The 20,536-nt window shown below is 71.0% G+C and carries 15 protein-coding genes and 1 riboswitch; of the genes, 11 read left to right on the forward strand and 4 right to left on the reverse strand.

Annotated features, from left to right (window positions below):
* Positions 1 to 403 precede the first annotated feature (403 nt).
* The 6 genes from JKV81_RS18070 (at position 404) to JKV81_RS18095 (ending at position 7,183) form a co-directional block, all read left to right on the forward strand.
* Entirely contained in the window at positions 404 to 2,530 is a 2,127-nt protein-coding gene (locus tag JKV81_RS18070; RefSeq protein WP_129265897.1) for a DNA gyrase/topoisomerase IV subunit B, read from the forward strand.
* A 120-nt stretch (positions 2,531 to 2,650) separates the two neighbouring features.
* The gene (locus JKV81_RS18075; protein WP_202076790.1) at positions 2,651 to 3,190 is read left to right on the forward strand and encodes a DUF1453 domain-containing protein; all 540 of its coding nucleotides are present in this window, start codon (positions 2,651 to 2,653) and stop codon (positions 3,188 to 3,190) included.
* Positions 3,187 to 4,350, forward strand: a complete 1,164-nt coding sequence (locus tag JKV81_RS18080) for a sensor histidine kinase (RefSeq protein WP_129265899.1) — start codon at positions 3,187 to 3,189, stop codon at positions 4,348 to 4,350. The genes JKV81_RS18075 and JKV81_RS18080 overlap by 4 nt, the downstream gene beginning before the upstream one ends.
* Complete coding sequence (locus tag JKV81_RS18085) at positions 4,347 to 5,024, forward strand: response regulator transcription factor (RefSeq protein WP_129265900.1); 678 nt, start codon at positions 4,347 to 4,349, stop codon at positions 5,022 to 5,024. The genes JKV81_RS18080 and JKV81_RS18085 overlap by 4 nt, the downstream gene beginning before the upstream one ends.
* Positions 5,025 to 5,153: 129 nt before the next feature.
* Complete coding sequence (locus JKV81_RS18090) at positions 5,154 to 5,594, forward strand: DUF485 domain-containing protein (protein WP_129267149.1); 441 nt, start codon at positions 5,154 to 5,156, stop codon at positions 5,592 to 5,594.
* Positions 5,591 to 7,183, forward strand: a complete 1,593-nt coding sequence (locus JKV81_RS18095) for a monocarboxylic acid transporter (protein ID WP_202076792.1) — start codon at positions 5,591 to 5,593, stop codon at positions 7,181 to 7,183. Before JKV81_RS18090 ends, JKV81_RS18095 begins: the two co-directional genes overlap by 4 nt.
* A 64-nt stretch (positions 7,184 to 7,247) precedes the next feature.
* On the opposite strand, the gene JKV81_RS18100 is transcribed toward JKV81_RS18095, so the two are convergent.
* Positions 7,248 to 7,925 carry a DUF7342 family protein gene (locus tag JKV81_RS18100; protein WP_202076793.1) on the reverse strand — a complete coding sequence of 226 codons (678 nt, stop codon included), beginning with the start codon at positions 7,923 to 7,925 and terminating at the stop codon, positions 7,248 to 7,250.
* The gene (locus tag JKV81_RS18105) at positions 7,922 to 9,646 is read right to left on the reverse strand and encodes an ATP-binding protein (RefSeq protein WP_202076794.1); all 1,725 of its coding nucleotides are present in this window, start codon (positions 9,644 to 9,646) and stop codon (positions 7,922 to 7,924) included. The genes JKV81_RS18100 and JKV81_RS18105 overlap by 4 nt, the downstream gene beginning before the upstream one ends.
* A 266-nt stretch (positions 9,647 to 9,912) precedes the next feature.
* Between JKV81_RS18105 and JKV81_RS18110 the strand changes: the two genes are divergently transcribed.
* Positions 9,913 to 10,920 (forward strand): LacI family DNA-binding transcriptional regulator, encoded by a 1,008-nt coding sequence (locus tag JKV81_RS18110; protein ID WP_099176502.1) that lies wholly within the window; start codon positions 9,913 to 9,915, stop codon positions 10,918 to 10,920.
* A 30-nt stretch (positions 10,921 to 10,950) separates the two neighbouring features.
* On the opposite strand, the gene JKV81_RS18115 is transcribed toward JKV81_RS18110, so the two are convergent.
* Positions 10,951 to 12,294 carry a citrate/2-methylcitrate synthase gene (locus JKV81_RS18115; protein ID WP_202076795.1) on the reverse strand — a complete coding sequence of 448 codons (1,344 nt, stop codon included), beginning with the start codon at positions 12,292 to 12,294 and terminating at the stop codon, positions 10,951 to 10,953.
* Positions 12,295 to 12,443: 149 nt separating this feature from the next.
* Here JKV81_RS18115 and JKV81_RS18120 point away from each other — a divergent pair, with 149 nt between their 5' ends.
* The gene (locus JKV81_RS18120) at positions 12,444 to 13,631 is read left to right on the forward strand and encodes a citrate synthase/methylcitrate synthase (protein ID WP_202076796.1); all 1,188 of its coding nucleotides are present in this window, start codon (positions 12,444 to 12,446) and stop codon (positions 13,629 to 13,631) included.
* A gap of 20 nt (positions 13,632 to 13,651) precedes the next feature.
* Positions 13,652 to 14,716, forward strand: a complete 1,065-nt coding sequence (locus JKV81_RS18125) for a CobW family GTP-binding protein (protein ID WP_202076797.1) — start codon at positions 13,652 to 13,654, stop codon at positions 14,714 to 14,716.
* 25 nt (positions 14,717 to 14,741) lie between these two features.
* Here the strand turns inward: JKV81_RS18125 and JKV81_RS18130 are convergent, their stop codons facing one another.
* The gene (locus JKV81_RS18130) at positions 14,742 to 17,192 is read right to left on the reverse strand and encodes a DNA gyrase/topoisomerase IV subunit A (RefSeq protein ID WP_202076798.1); all 2,451 of its coding nucleotides are present in this window, start codon (positions 17,190 to 17,192) and stop codon (positions 14,742 to 14,744) included.
* A 246-nt stretch (positions 17,193 to 17,438) separates the two neighbouring features.
* On the opposite strand from JKV81_RS18130, the gene JKV81_RS18135 reads away from it, so the two are divergent.
* A complete protein-coding gene (locus tag JKV81_RS18135; RefSeq protein ID WP_202076799.1) occupies positions 17,439 to 18,791 on the forward strand; it encodes a M16 family metallopeptidase in 1,353 nt (450 codons plus the stop codon).
* Positions 18,792 to 18,817: 26 nt separating this feature from the next.
* On the forward strand, positions 18,818 to 20,200 hold the full coding sequence (locus JKV81_RS18140; protein WP_129265917.1) for a M16 family metallopeptidase: 1,383 nt from the start codon (positions 18,818 to 18,820) through the stop codon (positions 20,198 to 20,200).
* Positions 20,201 to 20,390: 190 nt separating this feature from the next.
* Positions 20,391 to 20,536: riboswitch (cyclic di-AMP (ydaO/yuaA leader) on the forward strand. This riboswitch is flagged as partial in the annotation.

The following is a 20,536-nucleotide window of genomic DNA, read 5'->3' on the forward strand; positions in this document are numbered from 1 at the left end:
CGTACCAGGGTCAACATCCAACCAGGCCGAAAACGTTCCCGCTCGTGGCATTTCTTCGAAACTTCTTCTCAGGATGGCTGTCTGTTGCCGGTTGGCGGCGAATGTGCCGTATTGCGTAGCGCTACGGTTTCGCGTTGCTTGTGTGGGCCGGTCCGCCGGCTGGCTTGCCGGTTGTTCATGAGGACGTGCCCGGAGCCTAAATGGTTCATGCCTCGAAGGGAACGTGATGTGCACGTCACCCTAACGAATGATCGAACGCGTATGCGAGGCTGGACTAGCATAAGGATTCCCCCTGGGTGGCGTTACAACCGCTCTACCAGGCCTCGGTAGGCTCTCAGCGGCTACCGAGGCCGAGCCCGTTACCCACTGGGCCCCAAATGAAATTCAGCGAGGAGCGAACCGCGTGACCGCCGATTCCGTGCCGTCCACTGCGCTGCTGACCGGAGCAGGCGGCGCAGACAGGGACAGCTCCAACTACACCGCGCGGCATCTTCTCGTCCTCGAGGGGCTCGAAGCGGTCCGCAAGCGCCCCGGGATGTACATCGGGTCCACGGACAGCCGCGGACTCATGCACTGCCTGTGGGAGATCATCGACAACTCGGTCGACGAAGCTCTCGGCGGGTACTGCGACAGCATCGAGGTCATCCTCCACGACGACTCCTCCGTGGAGGTCCGTGACAACGGCCGGGGCATCCCGGTCGACGTGGAGCCCAAGACCGGGCTCTCCGGCATCGAGGTCGTCATGACCAAGCTGCACGCGGGAGGAAAGTTCGGCGGCGGGTCCTACGCGGCGTCGGGCGGCCTGCACGGCGTCGGCGCCTCCGTCGTGAACGCGCTCTCCGCCCGGCTGGACGTCGAGGTCGACCGCAACAGCGCCACCCACTCCATCAGCTTCCGCCGCGGTGTCCCGGGCATGTTCACGGAGCAGGGCCCGGACAGCCCCTTCGACCCCGCCAACGGCCTCCGCAAGAGCAAGCGCGTCCCCAAGACGCGTACGGGTACCCGGGTGCGGTACTGGGCGGACCGGCAGATCTTCCTCAAGGACGCCAAGCTCAACCTGGAGACGCTGTACCAGCGGGCACGGCAGACCGCTTTCCTCGTACCGGGCCTCACCATCGTCGTGCGCGACGAGCGCGGCATCGACGGCGAGGGCAAGACGGAGGAGACGTTCCGCTTCGACGGCGGGATCAGCGAGTTCTGCGAGTACCTGGCGCAGGACAAGGCCGTCTGCGACGTCCAGCGCCTGAGTGGCACGGGCACCTTCAAGGAGACCGTGCCGGTCCTGGACGACCGCGGGCACATGACGGCGACCGAGGTCACGCGTGAGCTGGGTGTCGACATCGCCCTGCGCTGGGGCACCGGCTACGACACGAATCTCAAGTCCTTCGTCAACATCATCGCCACCCCCAAGGGCGGCACCCACGTCAGCGGCTTCGAGCGCTCCCTCACCAGGACGGTGAACGAGGTCCTGCGCTCCTCCAAGATGCTGCGGGTCGCCGAGGACGACATCGTCAAGGACGACGCTCTGGAGGGCCTGACGGCGGTCGTCACCGTGCGGCTGGCCGAGCCGCAGTTCGAGGGCCAGACCAAGGAGGTGCTGGGCACCTCGGCGGCCAACCGGATCGTGGCCAATGTGGTCGCCAAGGAGCTCAAGGCCTTCCTGACGTCCACGAAGCGCGACGCCAAGGCCCAGGCCAGGGCGGTTCTGGACAAGGCCGTGGCCGCGGCACGCACCCGCATCGCCGCCCGCCAGCACAAGGACGCGCAGCGCCGCAAGACCGCGCTGGAGTCCTCCTCGCTGCCCGCGAAGCTCGCGGACTGCCGGAGCGACGACGTGGACCGGAGCGAGCTCTTCATCGTGGAGGGCGACTCGGCCCTCGGCACCGCGAAGCTGGCCCGCAACAGTGAGTTCCAGGCCCTGCTGCCGATCCGCGGCAAGATCCTCAACGTCCAGAAGTCGTCCGTCTCGGACATGCTCAAGAACGCCGAGTGCGGGGCCATCATCCAGGTCATAGGAGCGGGCTCCGGGCGCACCTTCGACATCGACGCGGCGCGCTACGGCAAGGTCATCATGATGACGGACGCCGACGTCGACGGCTCGCACATCCGCACCCTGCTGCTCACGCTCTTCCAGCGCTACATGCGGCCGATGGTCGAGGCGGGGCGGGTGTTCGCGGCCGTCCCCCCGCTGCACCGGATCGAGCTCGTCCAGCCGAAGAAGGGCCAGGACAAGTACATCTACACCTACTCCGACAACGAGCTCCGGCAGACCCTGCTGGAGCTGCAGCGGAAGAACGTCCGGTTCAAGGACTCGATCCAGCGGTACAAGGGCCTCGGGGAGATGGACGCGGACCAGCTCGCGGAGACCACGATGGACCCGCGCCACCGCACCCTGCGCCGGATCAACATCGGGGACCTGGAATCCTCCGAGCACGTCTTCGACCTGTTGATGGGCAACGAGGTCGCTCCGCGCAAGGAGTTCATCACCAGCTCCGCCGCGACCCTGGACCGCTCGCGCATCGACGTCTGAGGCTCTCCACCCGTGGGTGGAGACCTTTTTCCACCCACGGTCAGCCCCTGAGCCGATCCCGTGATCCCCGCACCTCCGTAGCGTCGAGGACATCGAATCCTCACGCCCTCGGAGGCCGGCATGGCAGAGCTCGTCAACGTTCTGGTGATCATCGCGGTTGTCGCGCTCGTCGTCGTCCGTCAGTTCTCGGCGCAGCGGGTCGGCGACCGGAAGCGGTGGTGGGTGCTGCCGGTGGTCCTCCTCGTCGTCGCCCTGCGCGGTGACGGAGCCCTCGACCCCCGCCACGAAGCGCTGTCGGTGGTGATACTCGGCGCGAGCCTCGTGGTGGGGCTGGTCACCGGTGCGGGATGGGGCTGGACCGCCCGGCTCTGGCAGGCGCCGGACGACACCCTCTGGAGCCGGGGGACCAGGGCGACCGTCTTCGTGTGGGCGGGCGGGATCATGCTGCGCGTCGCGCTGGCCGTGACCGCTGTTCTCCTCGGCGTGCACCAGGGGACGGAGGCTCTGCTCATATCGCTCGCGGCCATGCTGTTCGCGCGCAGCGGTGTGCTGGCTCTGCGGGCCGGCGGCATACGTGAGCAGTACGGTGTCAGCGCGGCTTCTCCGGCCGGAGGCGCGCCGTCGGCGGCCGGGCCGGTCATGACGAAGGGCGGGGCGTGAACCGCGGTACGTGGACGAGCTGGCCCTCCAAGGAGGCCCTCACGCCGGCGCCCCGCACCCCGCTCAGGGCCGCCATCGGGCGGTTCGTCTGGGCCGCGGTGTTCGCCGGCTACCTCTGGAAGGCCTTCACGGACGGGCGGTTCGCCCTCTGGCAGGTGGCGATCGGTCTGGTGGTGACAGCCGGCTGTGCGGCAGTCGGCAAGGAGTTCTTCCGGACCACCAGGGAGCATCGTCTCGGGCCGTCGCTCGGCCTGCTGGTGCTGCTGATCGCTGTGGCGTTCGGGGCCCTGGGGGCGGGTGCGGGGGCCGCCGCGGCCGTGCTGTGGTGCGTGTGCGCGGTGGTGGCCCTGGAACGGCTCCCGTTGTTCGCCGCGGTTCCTCTCACGGCGGTCACGCTTGTCGCCTACGTCGTCGTCAAGGGCGACGGCGAGCTCACGAGCGTGATCACCGCGGGTGGGCTGTGCCTGGGCGGGTACGTGCTGCGGCTCGATGCCGAGGCCCGGGGCAGCTCCCAGCGCCTCCTCGCCCAGGAGCGCGCCGCGAGGGAGGCGGAGGCCGGGAGTGCCGCGCTGGCGGAGAGATCCAGGATCGCCCGCGAGATCCACGATGTGCTCGCCCACAGCCTCTCCGCCCAGCTGGTGCACCTGGAAGCTGCCCGGCTGCTGATCGAGCGGGAGCCGTCCGCGGAATTCCGTGACCAGGTGCTGGAGAGGGTGGTGGCGGCGCGCTCCATGGCGCGTGAGGGCCTCGCGGAGACCCGTCAGGCGCTCTCCGCGCTGCGCGGGGAGATGATCCCGGTGGAGGACTTCCTGCGCCAGCTGATGGCCGGTGAGCCGGCCGAGGTGTCCGTGGCGGGGGAGCGGAGGCAGCTGACGGCGGAGGCGTCGCAGACGGTGCGGAGGGTGGCCCAGGAGGCGCTGACCAACACCCGCAAACACGCGCCCGGGGCGGTCGTCACCGTCCGGCTGGAGTATCAGCCGGACACAGTGGCCCTGGAGGTACGGGACTCCGGCGGCCGCCGTCCTGCGGGCGAGCTCGCTGTCAGTGGCTCCGGATACGGTCTGGTCGGGATGCGGGAACGTGCCGAGCTGCTCGGCGGGACGCTGGAGGCAGGGCCGGACGAGGAGGGATTCGTGGTGAATCTGCGGGTGCCCGCGTGAGCGCGCGTGTGGTGGTGGCGGACGACCAGTCGGTGGTGCGGGAGGGCATCGTCATGCTGCTCGGCCTGCTGCCCGGCATCGAGGTGGTCGGGGCCGCGAAGGACGGGGACGAGGCGGTCGCCCTCGTCGCCGAGATGTCTCCCGACGTGGTCCTGATGGATCTGCGGATGCCCCGGTGCGACGGCGTCGAGGCCACGCGCCGTATCCGCAGGGAGCATCCCGGCACCCAGGTGGTGGTCCTCACCACCTTCGCGGACGACGATTCGCTGTTCACCGCCCTGCAGGCGGGAGCGCGTGGCTACCTCACCAAGGACGCCCGAGGCGAGGAGATCGCCCAGGCCATCGAGGCGGTGCTCTCCGGGGAGGCCGGGCTCTCACCGAAGGTGCAGAGCCGGCTGCTGGAGCGGCTCACCGCTCAGGCCGTCGCGGCCGGGGCGCCGCTCCCGGCGGAGCTGCCCGACGGGATCACCCCCAGGGAGGCCGAGGTGCTGGTCCTCATCGCGGACGGACTGTCCAACGTGGAGATCGCCCGTACGCTGCACATCTCCCGGGCCACGGTGAAGACGCACATCAACAACCTCTTCTCCAAGACGGGCGCCCGCGACAGGACGGGAGCAGTGCGTTATGCCTACGGCCGGGGTCTCGCACACCCACCCGGCACTTCCGTCACCTGAAATGGTGAAGCACGGCGAATGAAGTGCCCGGGATCTTCCCGGTCTGCCCATTCTTGGCTACGCGGCCGAAAAGGCTCGTGGACAAGGGAGTTGTCGGTGGAGAAGGAAGCAGGGCCGGGCGCCGCAGCGATGCGGCTCGACGACCCGTGGTACGAGGTCCCGGCCACCGCGTGGGGCGGTACGGACGGTACGGGGGCCGTGGTGCCCGACGGGCGGTCCCGGCCGGGGGAGCAGCGCGGCCACAGCGCGGCCGAGATCTATCTGGAGGTGCAGAGCAGCCCGGCGTTCCGTGAGGTACGCCGTCGCTACCGACGCTTCGTGGTGCCCGCGGCCATCGCCTTCCTGCTCTGGTACCTCGCCTATGTCATCGCGGCCACCACCGCGCACGACCTGATGGCGCGTCCCGTCGTCGGCGCGGTCAACGTGGCCATGGTGGCGGGGCTCGGACAGTTCCTCACCACCTTCTTGCTCACCTGGGCGTACGCACGTCACGCGCGTCTGCACCGGGACCGTGCCGCGCTGGATCTCCGCTGGGAGACCCAGGAGATGACAAGAGGGGCCGGCCGGTGAGAGGGGACCACCAGACGCTGGCACTGCTGCTGTTCAGCGTGTTCATCGCCGTGACGCTCGGCATCACCACCTGGGTCGGCCGCAACAGGCAGGGATCGGCCGAGGAGTTCTACGCCGGCGGACGGCTGTTCTCCCCCATGGAGAACGGGTTCGCCATCGCCGGCGACTACATGTCCGCCGCGTCCTTCCTCGGCATCTCGGGGCTGATCGCCCTGTTCGGCTACGACGGCATGCTCTACTCCGTCGGCTTCCTCGTCGCCTGGCTCGTCGTCCTGCTCCTCGTCGCCGAACTCGTGCGTAACTGCGGGCGGTTCACGCTCGCCGATGTGGTGGCGGCCCGGATGGCGGAGCACCCGGTGCGTACGGCGGTGGGCACCTCGTCCGTCACCGTCTCCGTGCTGTATCTCGTGGCCCAGATGGTCGGTGCGGGGAGCCTCGTCGCGCTGCTGCTCGGTGGCACGAGCGATACCGCCCGGTCCTGGACCGTGGTCGGGGTCGGGGCGCTCATGGTGATCTACGTGTCGCTCGGCGGCATGCGCGCCACGACCTGGATCCAGATCGTCAAGGCGGTCCTGCTGATGTCCGGCGCCGTCGCGCTCACCGTGCTCGTGCTGGTCCGCTTCCACGGCGACGTCAACGCCCTGCTCACCTCAGCCGCCGAACGCAGCGGCCACGGAAGGGACTTCCTCTCGCCCGGCCTGCGGTACGGCGGGAGCTGGACGGCGCGCTTCGACTTCATCAGCCTCGGTCTGGCGCTCGTCCTCGGCACGGCCGGCCTGCCGCACATCCTGTCGCGCTTCTACACCGTCCCCACGGCCCGCGCGGCCCGGCGCTCGGTCGTCTGGTCCATCGGGCTCATCGGCAGCTTCTACCTGATGACCATCGTGCTCGGCTTCGGAGCGGCCGCGCTCGTCGGATCCGCGGATGTACGGGCGTCCAACGCCTCCGGGAACACGGCCGTACCACTCCTGGCGCTCGTCCTCGGCGGCGGTGAGGGCTCCACGGGAGGCGCCGTGCTCTTCGCCGTCGTGGCCGCCATCGCCTTCGCCACGATCCTCGCCGTCGTCGCCGGGATCACGCTCGCCTCCTCGGCCTCCGTCGCCCACGATCTCTACGCCTCGTTCCGGAGGCCGGGCGCCAAGCAGCGGAGCGAGGTCGGCGTGGCCCGGGTGGCTGCGGCGGGCATCGGGGTGGTGGCCATCGCCCTGGGCCTCCTCGCCCAGAATCTGAACGTCGCGTTCCTGGTGGGCCTGGCCTTCGCGGTCGCCGCCTCCGCCAACCTCCCGGTGCTGCTCTACTCGTTGTTCTGGCGGAACTTCACCACCCGGGGAGCGGTCTGGTCCGTCTACGGCGGGCTGATCCCCGCCGTGCTGCTCGTCCTGCTCTCACCGGTGGTCTCCGGCAGTCCCACCTCGCTCTTCCCCGGCGTGGACCTGGCGCTCTTCCCCCTGGAGAACCCGGGGCTCGTATCGATCCCGGCGGGCTTCCTGGCCGGCTGGATCGGCACGGTCACCTCGCCGGAGCCGCCGGACCCCGCCAAGCACGCGGAGACGGAGGTCCGGTCGCTCACCGGGGCGGGAGCGGCGTAGACGTGCGACCGGCGGGTTCAGGAGCCGGTGGAGCACACGCAGCTCCGGTGGACCGGAGGTAGCTTCAGGAGCCGGTGGACCAGATGTAGCGGTGCTCCGGGCGGCCCGTCTCGCCGTACTTGAGGGACAGCCGCACGCGGCCCGTGCGCTCCAGCAGCTTCAGATAGCGCTGGGCCGTCTGCCGGCTCATCCCGGCGCTTTCCGCGATCTCCTGTGCGGAGAGGGGGCCGTCGGCCGACCGCAGGGCCTGGCGGACCAGTTCCGCGGTCGTCGTCGAATGCCCCTTGGGGAGGTCGGACCCGCCGGTCGCCCACAGCGCCCCGAACAGCCGGTCCACCTCCGTCTGCTCGGCCTCGCCGCCGCCCTCGAAGGTGCGGCGCAGGGCCGCGTACGCCTCCAGTTTGGTGCGGAGTCCCGCGTACGCGAACGGCTTCACCAGGTACTGGAGCGCGCCGTGGCGCATCGCGGCCTGGACGGTCGCGACATCGCGAGCGGCCGTCACCATGATCACGTCGGTGTGATGGCCGAGTGCGCGGAGCTCCCGCACGACGGCCAGACCGTTGCGGTCCGGCAGATAGTGATCGAGAAGGATCAGATCGATGGGCGCCTCGCCGATCCTCGTGAGCGCCTCCGCCGCGGAGTGGGCCATGGCGGCCACCCGGAACCCGGGCACCTTGGTGACGTAGGCCGCGTTGATGCGCGCGACCCGTACGTCGTCGTCCACGACCAGAACCTCGATCACCGGGCGTCTCCTGACGTCGTGGGCCGTACGGGGGCCGGCGGGCCGCCCGCGGTGGGCGGGCCCAGAGGAGCTGGGCCGCCGGGGGCGGGTACGCCGAGCTGTTCCGGTTCGGCCAGCGCCTCCGGCAGGACGACGGTGAACACCGCGCCGCCTTCGGGGGCGTCCGACACGGACACGCTGCCGCCCTGCCGCTCGGCGAGCCGCCGGACCAGGGGCAGCCCCAGGCCTCGCTTGCCGTGGGCGGGGAGTTCCTTGGTCGACCAGCCCTCCATGAAGATGGATTCGTGGTCGCCCGCCGGCACGCCGGGACCGCTGTCGCGCACCCGCAGTACCACCGTACGGCTCTCGGCCCGCAGCCCGACCTCGATCCGTGCGTCGGCCGACCCCGCGGCGGCGTCCAGTGCGTTGTCGACCAGGTTGCCGAGGACCGTGACGAGGCCGCGCGGATCCACCAGCCGGTCCGGGAGCAGGGTTCCCGCGGCCATGCGCAGGGCGACACCCCGCTCGGCGGCCACGGTCGCCTTGCCGACCAGGAGCGAGGCCAGCAGCGGGTCCTGCACCTTCTCGGTGACCTGCTCGGCGGTGGCCCGGTGGACCCCGACGACCTCCGTGACGAACTCCACCGCTTCCTCGTGCATCTCCAGTTCCAGCAGCCCCAGGAGGGTGTGCAGCCGGTTGGCGTGCTCGTGGTCCTGGGCGCGGAGCGCGTCGATCAGACCGTGGGTGGAGTCGAGTTCGCGGCCGAGGTACTCCAGCTCAGTACGGTCGCGCAGGGTGACCACGGCTCCGCCGTCGTCGGTGGGCATCCGGTTGGCGAGGAGCACACGGCTGCCCCGGACCGTCACCAGGTCGTCGCCGATCACCCGCCCGGCCAGCACGTCGGTGGTGCGCCCCTCACCCAGCGCCTCGTCGAGCTGCCGGCCCGCGGCGTCGGGGCCGAGGCCTAGCAGCCGCTGGGCCTCGTCGTTCAGGAGCCTGATGCGCCCGGTGCGGTCGAGCGCGACGACGCCCTCACGGATGCTGTGCAGCATCGCCTCGCGCTCGGTCAGCAGCGCCGAGATGTCGGAGAACGCCAGGTCATGGGTCTGCCGCTGGAGACGGCGGGAGATCAGATAGGCGGCCAGCGCCCCCACCGCCAGCGCCCCGCCCGCATAGGCGAACAGCCCGGGGATCGTGGCGAGCAGCCGGGCGCGGACACTGTCGTACGCGATGCCGACCGAGACCGCGCCGACGACCCGGTCCGATCCGTCGAGCAACGGCACCTTGCCGCGGGCCGAACGTCCGAGGGTGCCGCTGTCGATCTCCATCACGGACCTGCCGGCAAGCGCCGTACTGGGGTCGGTGGAGACGACGTCGCCGATGCGGGAGGAGTCCGTGTGGGACCAGCGCACCCCCTGCTTGTCCATGATCACCACGTACTCGGCGCCGGTCGCCCGCCTGATCCTCTCCGCCGCGGCCTGCACGGCGCCGTCCGGCCGGGGCTCGGTGCTCTGCAACGCGGCCGAGATCTGCGGCTGCGCCGCCGTGCTCTGCGCGATCGCCAGAGCGCGTCGCATCGCCTGGTCGTCGAGCTGGGCGCTGAGCGGTGCCAGGAAGAGGCCCGTGACGAGGACCGTGACGCCGGTGATGATGGCCAGCTGCATCAGCAGGACCTGCGAGAAGACCCGCTGCGGCCAGCCGAACCGGCGCGGTCCCCGTGAGGTGGTCGGTGGGGCGCTCATCGTACGAACGGTAAAGGGCGAACCGTGCTTACCGAAATCTCCGCCGGACGACCGCCGGTTGCCGACCGCCGGACGACTGCTGTCGCTGCCGACCGCCGGGACGACCGCTGACCGACCGCCGGCCGACCTCGGGCGGTCATCGGGCGATCAGGCCCCGGGCCCTTGTCCTCCCGCCCCGCATCTGTGAGCGTGCTACATCGGTGAGGGTTCCGTTGGTATCCGTATCAACGCAATCTTCTTGCGTTTCTTGCGCTAATCTTGCGCTCATGACGCGACGACTTGCTCAGGTTGCCCAGAAAGTAGGAGTCAGCGAGGCCACGGTCAGCCGCGTGCTGAACGGAAAGCCGGGCGTCTCGGACGCCACGCGGCAAGCCGTCCTCTCGGCTCTGGACGTGCTCGGCTACGAGCGTCCGACGCAGCTCCGCGGCGAGCGTGCCCGGCTGGTCGGACTGGTCCTCCCGGAGTTGCAGAACCCGATCTTCCCGGCGTTCGCCGAAGTGGTCGGGGGCGCGCTCGCCCAGCAGGGGCTGACCCCGGTGCTCTGCACCCAGACCAAGGGCGGGGTCTCCGAGGCCGACTACGTCGAGCTGCTCCTGCAGCAGCAGGTCTCCGGAGTCGTCTTCGCCGGCGGGCTGTACGCCCAGGCCGACGCCCCCCACGACCACTACAAGGTCCTCGCCGACCGCAAGATCCCCGTCGTCCTGATCAACGCCGCCATCGCCCATCTCGGGTTCCCCGCCGTCTCCTGCGACGACTCGGTGGCCGTGGAGCAGGCCTGGCGCCATCTCGTCTCGCTCGGCCACGAACGGATCGGGTTCGTCCTCGGCCCGGCCGACCACATGCCCTCGCAGCGCAAGCTCGCCGCGGCCCGCACGCTGGCCGCCCGGTCCGGGGTCACGGTGCCGGACGAGTGGGTCGCGCGGGCCATGTTCTCGCTGGAGGGCGGCCAGGCGGCTGCCACGCGGCTGCTCGACCAGGGGGTCACCGGCATCATCTGCGCGAGCGACCCGCTGGCTCTCGGCGCGGTGCGCGCGGCGCGTCGCCGGGGTCTGTCGGTGCCGGGTGAGGTCTCGGTCGTCGGCTACGACGACTCCGCGTTCATGAACTGCACCGAGCCGCCGCTGACCACGGTGCGCCAGCCGATCGAAGCCATGGGCCGGGCTGCGGTCGAGCTGCTCTCCGGGCAGATCGGCGGGCACGCGGTGCCGTCCGACGAGCTCCTCTTCGAGCCGGAGCTGGTCGTCCGCGGTTCCACGGCCCAGCCGCCCCGGTAGGGGAACGGCGAGAATTTCCGTTGGCTGTAACTAATTTGCGGCCCCTCCGGTGCCCTCCTGGACGGGCAGGGGCACGGGCAGCGGCTGGGGCGGCCTCGGGCCGGTGTACTGCCCGCTGGGCCGCATGCGCAGCGGGCGCTCCGTGTACTCCTCCATCGCGTGGGCGATCCATCCCGCCGTGCGGGACACGGCGAACACCGTCTCGCCCGCTTCGGCGGGCATGCCGTACGTGACCGAGAGGACGGCCAGGGCCAGGTCGACATTGGCGTGCAGTGGCGTGTGGCGAGCCGTGGTCGCCACCACGTCACGGGCCGCCGCCATCGCCGGGGCCGCCTGCGGCACCGCGTCGAGCAGCGCGAACAGCACGCTCGCCCGCGGATCCTCGCCCTTGTAGAGGCGGTGGCCGAGCCCCGGCACGCGCCGGCCCGCCCGCAGGTGGTCCGCGACGACCGGAGCGGCACCGCCCCGGTCCACGGCCTCGGACAGCATCCGGTGCGCCGGCCCGCTCGCGGCACCGTGCAGCGGACCCTCCAGCACCCCCAGCCCCGCGGAGACCACGGCGTACGGATGCGCGTGGGTCGAGGCGGCCACCCGGGCCGCCAGGGTCGAGGCCGCGAGATCGTGGTCGGCCAGCAGCGCGAGCGCGGTGTCGAGCACGGCCAGTGAGGCCGCGTCGGCGGGCCGCGCGGTGAGCTTCTCCCACAACTGGGCGGCGAGAGAATCACTCGCCCCGCCCTGGGCCCCCTCACCCGCCCCGCCCTCCGGCGCCCCGGCCATGGGCAGCGCGCCCACCAGGGTGGGGATCAGGTTGCGCGCGCTGGCGAGCACTCCCTCGGGGGAGAGGTCGAACCGTAGCGGGTCCGAGGACGCGGCAGCGGCGGCAGCGGCACGCAGCCGGTCCGTCGGGCTGCTGTGCCGCGGCATCGCAGCGGCCGTGCGCCGTGCCGCCGTAAGGGACTCGTCCGCCGCGGTGAAGCGGATGCCGGGGCGGAGCTCCCCGGTCCAGATCCACTCGGCGACCTCCTCGTAACCGTGGTGGCGGGCCAGTTCGGTCGCGTCGACGCCCCGGAAGAAGTAGCGGTCCGGCTCGATGAGCGTGATGCCCGTCCGGAAGACCAGGTCGCCCGCAGACGAAGAGGGCTCCCTGCGGCCGGTGCGGCGGGCCAGGGCGTCGACCTCGGCGGCGTCGAACGTGCTGCCGCGTCCGCCGGGGGTCCGCCTGCTGGAGAGCTGTCCCCGGCTCACGTACGCGTACACGGTCTCGGGCTTCACTCCGAGACGTTCGGCCGCCTCCCGGGTGGTCAGCCTGGGGGCGGCCGTCCCTTCGGCTTCCGCGTCCCGCGTTCCGCTTCCGTGCGCCGAGTCATGGGTCATGGCGCCCACCGTATCCATGTCCGTGGAGTCCATGGATGACGGATCACCTCCAATCCGGCTTCACATTGATTCAATCAATATTGACACCCTTGAAGTCAATCATGGACAGTCGAATCAATGTTCATCTCATCGTGGAGGAGAGACCTGCCATGCGACCTGCCACCCGACCCGCGACGCCCGCCTCGCGAACGGAAACCGCCCCGCCTGCCGTCCCCCGGGGTCTCGCCGGTGTGATCGTCACCGACACCGCGCTCGGGGACGTGCGCGGGCGCGAGGGCTTCTACCACTACCGGCAGTACTCGGCGATCGAGCTGGCGCAGAGCCGCAGCTTCGAGGACGTCTGGTACCTGATGTTCCACGGCGACCTGCCCGGCCGGGCGGAGAGCGAGCGCTTCGCCGCCCGCACCGCCGGACTGCGCCGGCTGCCCGCCGAGGTGCGGGAGGCGCTGCCCGCCATCGCCCGTGCCGGCCTGGTCTCCGGCCCGCTCGCCGGACTGCGTACGGCGCTGTCGCTGCTCGGCGCCTCGGCCGGATTCCGCCCGGTGTACGACATCGACGCCGGCCGGCGCCGCGAGGACGCGCTCGCCGTCTGCGCCGCCGTCCCCACCGTCCTGACCTCCCTGTACCGCCTCGGACAGGGGCTGGAGCCGGTCGAACCGCGGGACGACCTCCCGTTCGCCGCGAACTACCTGTACATGCTCACCGGCGAGGAGCCGGACGCCGCGCGGACGGCGGCCGTCGAGCAGTACCTCGTCTCCACCGTCGACCACGGTTTCAACGCCTCCACCTTCACCGCCCGGGTGATCGCCTCCACCGGGGCCGACGTCGCCGCCTGCCTCGGCGGAGCCGTCGGCGCGCTCTCCGGTCCGCTGCACGGCGGCGCCCCCAGCCGGGCACTGGACACCCTGGACGCCATCGGCACCCCCGACAGGATCGACGGCTGGATCCGCGGACGCGTCCTCGCGGGGGAGCGGATCATGGGGTTCGGACACCCCGTCTACCGCACGGAGGACCCGCGCTCACGCATGCTCCGCTCGGTCGCGCAGAGCTTCGGCGGCCCGCTCGTCGACTTCGCCGTCGAGGTGGAACGCCAGGTGGAGGCGATCCTCGCCGAGCTCAAGCCGGGGCGCGAGCTGCACACCAACGTGGAGTTCTACGCCGGCGTCGTCATGGAGCTCTGCGGACTGCCGCGCGCGATGTTCACCCCCGCCTTCTGTGCCGCGCGCATGGTCGGCTGGAGCGCCAATATCCTGGAGCAGGCGGAGGACTCGAAGATCATCCGCCCGGCGGCCCGCTACACCGGGACCCCGCCCCCGCAGCCCGTACCGGCACGCTGAACGACCCGAGGAAGGCCCCGTTGACCCCGACCCACGCCCCGCAGATCCCGGTCGTCGTCCTCGCGGGGTTCCTCGGATCCGGCAAGACGACGCTGCTCAACCATCTGCTCCATAACAGGTCCGGCAACCGGATCGGCGTCATCGTCAACGACTTCGGGGCCATCGAGATCGACGCCATGACCGTGGCGGGGCAGGTCGGGTCCACGGTCTCGCTGGGCAACGGCTGCCTGTGCTGCGCCGTCGACGCGAGCGAGCTCGACACCTACCTGGAGACGCTGACCGGCCCGGCCGCCCGGCTCGATGTGATCGTCATCGAGGCGAGCGGTCTCGCCGAGCCCCAGGAGCTCGTGCGGATGCTGCTGGCCAGCGACAACCCGCACATCCGGTACGGCGGACTGGTCGAGGTCGTCGACGCCGCCGAATTCCCCGCCACACGCGAGCGGCACCCCGAGATCGACCGTCACCTCGCCGTCGCCGACCTGATCGTCCTCAACAAGACCGACCGGGTCGCGGACGCCGGACTGCGGGCCGTGCGGGAGGCCGTCGACGCGGCGGGCGGCAGGGCGGCCGTCATCCACGCCGCGTACGGGAGGATCGACCCTGAGCTGCTCTTCGACCCGGTGCTGCGGCCGGACGAGGACGGCTCGTTCCGCCAGCTGACGTTCGAGGACCTGCTCCCGGAGGAGGACCGGACGCACGACAGCCATCTGCACGCGGCGTACGAGAGCGTCTCCTTCACCTCGGACGTGCCGCTCAGCCCCCGCCGCTTCATGGCGTTCCTCGACTCCAGGCCCGCGGGCCTCTACCGGATCAAGGGCTTCGCCGACTTCGGTGCGGGCGACCCCGTCAACCGGTACGCCCTGCACGCCGTCGGCAGGTTCCTGCGGTTCGTCCCGCAGCGCCGGGCCCGCGACGAACCGCGGACGACCCAGCTGGTCCTGATCGGCTCGGGCATCGACGCCGAGGCGCTGCACAAGGAACTCACGGACTGCCAGGACGCGTGGCAGGAGGCCACCGAGGAGCTGGAGCGCAGCATGTGGGGCGTCCTGCGGTACGTGCGCCGGCCGGACGACGACGAGGCCTGAGCCCCCCGCCGTCCGGCCAGGATTCCTACAGCGGCCCGGCGATCACCGCGACCGGGCTGGTCAGCGGAGTGCCCGAGCCGTCACGGCGCGGATCCGGGTCCGGCAGCTGGGCCGGTGCGCCGTTCTTCTGCGCCGCCCGCGCCGGGGTCTCGCCCGCCCAGGCGAACACCAGGACGTCCTCCCCCTTGAGGAAGCGCTGGCAGCGCACCCCGCCGGTGGCCCTGCCCTTGCGCGGGTACTGGTCGAACGGGGTCAGCTTCCAGGTCCGCTCGGAGTCGTCCAGCGTGCCGTGCGACCCGGCGACCGTGAACACCGCGGCGTCCGCGGAGGGATCGACCGCGCTGAACGACAGGACCGTGGCGTCCGCCGCCAGCTTGACGCCCGCCATGCCGCCCGCCGCGCGTCCCTGCGGACGCACCGACGCCGCCGGATAGCGCAGCAGCTGGGCGTCGGACGTGATGAAGACCAGATCCTCCTCGCCCGTACGCAACTGGGTGGCGCCGACGATCCGGTCACCGTCCTTCAGCGAGATGACCTCCAACTCGTCCTTGTTGGGCGGGTAGTCGGGCACCACGCGCTTCACCACCCCCTGCAGGGTGCCGATGGCCAGCCCCTGCGCCTCCTCGTCCAGGGTGGTGAGGCAGATCAGCTGTTCGTCCGGATCCAGCGTCAGGAACTCCGAGACCTGGGCACCGCCCGAGAGGTTCGGAGCCGCATGGGTGTCCGGCAGCTGCGGCAGGTCGATCACCGAGAGCCGGAGCAGCCGTCCGGCGGACGTCACCGCCCCCACGTCCCCGCGTGCCGTCGCGGGGACGGCGGAGACGATCGCGTCGTGCTTCGTGCGCTTGGCGTCCTCGGTCTGGGTGATGGGCTCCGCGTTGGCCGTACGGGCCAGGAGACCGGTCGAGGAGAGGAGCACCTGGCACGGGTCGTCGGCGACCTCCAGCGGCACCGAGGCGACCTGCGAACCCGCCGACTCCAGCAGCACCGTACGCCGCTCGGTGCCGAACTTCTTCGCCACCGCGGCCAGTTCGGACGAGACCAGCTTGCGCAGCTCGGCGTCCGACTCCAGGATCGCGGTCAGCTCGGCGATCTCCGCGGTGAGCTTGTCGCGCTCGGTCTCCAGCTCGATCCTGTCGAAGCGCGTGAGCCTGCGCAGCGGGGTGTCCAGGATGTACTGGGTCTGGATCTCGCTCAGCGAGAAGCGCTCCATCAGGCGCTCCTTCGCCTGCGCGGAGTTGTCGCTGTCCCGGATGAGACGGATGACCTCGTCGATGTCGAGCAGCGCCACGAGGAGCCCCTCGACCAGGTGCAGCCGGTTGCGGCGCTTGGTCCTGCGGAACTCGCTGCGCCGGCGCACCACGTCGAAGCGGTGGTCGAGATAGACCTCCAGGAGCTCCTTGAGCCCCAGGGTGAGCGGCTGCCCGTCGACCAGCGCCACGTTGTTGATGCCGAAGGACTCCTCCATCGGCGTCAGCTTGTAGAGCTGCTCCAGCACGGCCTCCGGCACGAAGCCGTTCTTGACCTCGATCACCAGACGCAGACCGTGCGCCCGGTCGGTGAGGTCCTTGACGTCCGCGATGCCCTGGAGCTTCTTCGAGCCGACGAGGTCCTTGATCTTGGAGATCACCTTCTCCGGGCCGACGGAGAAGGGCAGTTCGGTGACGACGAGACCCTTGCGACGGGCCGTGACGTTCTCTATGGCGACCGTGGCGCGGATCTTGAACGTGCCGCGCCCGGCGGCGTAGGCGTCCTTGATGCCGCCGAGGCCGACGATCCGGCCGCCGGTGGGCAGGTCGGGGCCCGGGACGAAACGCATCAGCGTCTCGAGGTCGGCGCCCGGGTGCCGGATGAGGTGGCGGGCGGCGGCGATGACCTCGCCGAGATTGTGCGGGGGCATGTTGGTCGCCATGCCGACCGCGATCCCGGAGGCACCGTTGACCAGGAGGTTCGGGTACGCCGCCGGGAGGACGACCGGCTCCTGCTCCTGGCCGTCGTAGTTCGACTGGAAGTCGACGGTGTCCTCGTCGATCGACTCCGTCATCAGTGATGTGGCGTCGGCCATCCGGCACTCGGTGTACCGCATGGCGGCCGGCGGGTCGTCGTTGCCCAGCGAGCCGAAGTTGCCGTGCCCGTCGACGAGGGGCAGGCGCATCGAGAACGGCTGTGCCATGCGCACCAGTGCGTCATAGATGGACGCGTCGCCGTGCGGGTGCAGTTTGCCCATCACCTCGCCCACGACTCGCGCGCACTTCACGTAGCCGCGGTCGGGGCGCAGGCCCATCTCGTTCATCTGGGAGACGATGCGGCGGTGCACGGGCTTCATGCCGTCGCGGGCGTCGGGCAGAGCCCTGGAGTAGATCACCGAGTACGCGTACTCGAGGAAGGAGCCCTGCATTTCGTCGACGACGTCGATGTCGAGGATCTTCTCCTCGAAGTCGTCCGGCGGCGGGGTTTTCGTGCTGCGGCGGGCCATCGCGGCTGCGACTCCTTCACAGATTCTGTCGGGCAACCTCAGGTTCTGACGCCGACCATTGTGGACCGCCGCGCTGACATCGCCGACCTCGACCCGTCCGAAGCGGCCCTCGGGGGCTCCCCGGGGGCCCCGCGCGCGGTGGTGTCTACGACAACATTCACCCTGCGGGAACTTCGCCAGGCGCCCGTTCGCTTGCCTAGAGTGGCAGGTCCGGCAGGAAATCCTGTACCGATCGAAGGGACGTACATGCCCATGGGTCACACGGCCACAGCCCAGGCCGGTTCCGGCGGCTTGACGGCGACCGAGCACCGTCTGGCGAACGGCCTGCGGGTGGTGCTCTCCGAGGACCACCTGACCCCCGTCGCCGCGGTCTGCATCTGGTACGACGTCGGCTCCCGCCACGAGGTCAAGGGGCGCACCGGCCTGGCTCACCTTTTCGAGCACCTGATGTTCCAGGGCTCGGGCCAGGTCAAGGGGAACGGGCACTTCGAGCTCGTCCAGGGGGCCGGTGGTTCCCTGAACGGCACGACCAGCTTCGAACGCACCAACTACTTCGAGACGATGCCGACACACCAGCTGGAGCTGGCCCTGTGGCTCGAGGCCGACCGGATGGGCTCCCTGCTCGCCGCGCTCGACGAGGAGTCCATGGAGAACCAGCGGGACGTCGTGAAGAACGAGCGCCGCCAGCGCTACGACAACGTCCCGTACGGCACGGCCTTCGAGAAGCTGACCGCCCTCGCCTACCCGGAGGGCCACCCGTACCACCACACGCCGATCGGCTCGATGGCCGACCTGGACGCGGCGACGCTGGAGGACGCGCAGGCGTTCTTCCGTACGTACTACGCGCCGAACAACGCGGTGCTCTCCGTGGTCGGGGACATCGACCCGGAGCAGACGCTCGCCTGGATCGAGAAGTACTTCGGCTCCATCCCGTCCCACGACGGCAAGCAGCCCCCGCGTGACGGCACGCTGCCCGGCATCATCGGCGAGCAGCTGCGCGAAGTGGTCCAGGAGGAGGTCCCCGCGCGTGCGCTGATGGCCGCCTACCGGCTGCCGCACGACGGCACGCGCGAGTGCGACGCCGCGGACCTGGCGCTGACCGTGCTCGGCGGCGGCGAGTCGTCCCGTCTGCACAACCGGCTGGTACGACGCGACCGTACGGCGGTGGCCGCGGGATTCGGGCTGCTCCGGCTGGCCGGCGCGCCCTCGCTGGGCTGGCTGGACGTCAAGACGTCCGGCGGCGTCGAGGTGCCGCAGATCGAGGCGGCCGTCGACGAGGAGCTGGCCCGCTTCGCCGAGGAGGGCCCCACTCCGGAGGAGATGGAGCGCGCCCAGGCGCAGTTGGAGCGCGAGTGGCTGGACCGTCTCGGCACGGTCGCGGGCCGCGCGGACGAACTCTGCCGGTACGCCGTCCTGTTCGGCGACCCGCAGCTCGCCCTGACCGCGGTGGGCCGGGTGCTCGACGTGACGGCCGACGAGGTCAAGGCCGCCGCCCGGGCGCACCTGCGCCCCGACAACCGTGCGGTCCTGGTCTACGAGCCGGTCGAGCCGGCCGACGAGACCGAGGGCACCGACGCGCCCGAGGGGGCCGACAAGTGACCGACGCCGCCTTGACTGGAGTAGCGATGGAGTACCACCCGCAGCCGACCGCCGGCGAGGCCAGGCCCTGGGCCTTCCCCGCGCCCGAGCGCGGCGCCCTGCCCAACGGGCTGACCGTGCTGCGCTGCCACCGGCCCGGCCAGCAGGTCGTCGCCGTGGAGATCTTCCTCGACGCCCCGCTGGACGCCGAGCCCGAGGGCCTGGACGGTGTGGCCACGATCATGGCGCGCGCGCTGTCCGAGGGCACGGACAAGCACTCCGCGGAGGAGTTCGCCGCCGAGCTGGAGCGGTGCGGCGCCACGCTGGACGCCCACGCGGACCACCCGGGGGTCCGGGTCTCCCTGGAGGTCCCGGTCTCCCGGCTGGCCAAGGCCCTCGGCCTCGTCGCCGAGGCGCTCCGTGCCCCGGCCTTCGCGGAGAGCGAGATCGAGCGCCTGGTGGGCAACCGGCTCGACGAGATCCCGCACGAGCAGGCCAACCCGGCCCGGCGGGCCGCCAAGCAGCTCTCCAAGGAGCTCTTCCCCGCCACGGCGCGCATGTCGCGCCCGCGCCAGGGCACCGAGGAGACGGTCGGGCGGATCGACGCCGCCGCCGTACGTGCCTTCTACGACGCGCACGTCCGCCCCTCCACGGCGACGGCGGTCGTCGTCGGCGACCTCACCGGTGTGGACCTGGACGCGCTGCTGTCCGACACCGTCGGCGACTGGTCGGGCAACGCCGGTCAGGCCCGGCCCGTGCCCCCGATCACCGCGGACGACACCGGCCGTGTGGTCATCGTCGACCGTCCCGGCGCCGTGCAGACGCAGCTGCTGATCGGCCGGATCGGCGCGGACCGGCACGACAGCGTGTGGCCCGCCCAGGTCCTCGGCACCTACTGCCTCGGAGGCACCCTCACCTCCCGGCTGGACCGCGTGCTGCGTGAGGAGAAGGGCTACACCTACGGCGTCCGCGCCTTCGGACAGGTGCTGCGCTCGACGGCGCCCGGCTCCGCGTCCGGGGCGACCGGCGCCGCGATGCTGGCCATCAGCGGCTCCGTCGACACGGAGTCCACCGGCCCCGCGCTCGACGACCTCTGGAAGGTCCTGCGCACCCTGGCGGCCGAGGGGCTCACCGACGCCGAGCGGGAGACCGCCGTGCAGAACCTCGTGGGTGTCGCCCCGCTGAAGTACGAGACGGCGGCCTCCGTCGCGGGCACCCTGGCCGACCAGGTGGAGCAGCACCTGCCGGACGACTACCAGGCCGAGCTGTACGCGCGCCTGGCCGCGACCGGCACGGTCGAGGCGACCGCCGCCGTGGTCAGCGCGTTCCCGGTGGACCGGCTGGTCACCGTCCTGGTGGGGGACGCCGCGCAGATCAAGGAGCCCGTCGAGGCCCTCGGTATCGGCGAGGTGTCGGTCGTCAGCGGCTGACGGAACAGGACATGACGGACCCCGGCGGGTGCACTCCGCCGGGGTTCTGTCATTTGTCCGTTTTGAAAAGAAGGTTGGCATTCGTCCTGTGGGATGGGTGACAAAAGACCCTTTCCGTTTGGCGGGGCGACGGGGCCCGCTCTAGCGTCGGCTCGGCTGTCCGCCGGACGAATGCCGCATCCGCGGCGCCGGACAGCCATCGCCGAGTCCCCGTCAGGCGCGAGCCTGGGGAGCCGGGGACCCACGAAGTCCCTGGGGTGAATCGGATCCCTGCACCTCGTCGAGGGCTCAGCGATCCGTAGGAGACCTTCCTGCTCCGAACCCGTCAGCTAACCC

The sequence above is a fragment of the Streptomyces silvae genome (genome assembly GCF_016745505.1).
Lineage (GTDB): Bacteria > Actinomycetota > Actinomycetes > Streptomycetales > Streptomycetaceae > Streptomyces > Streptomyces silvae.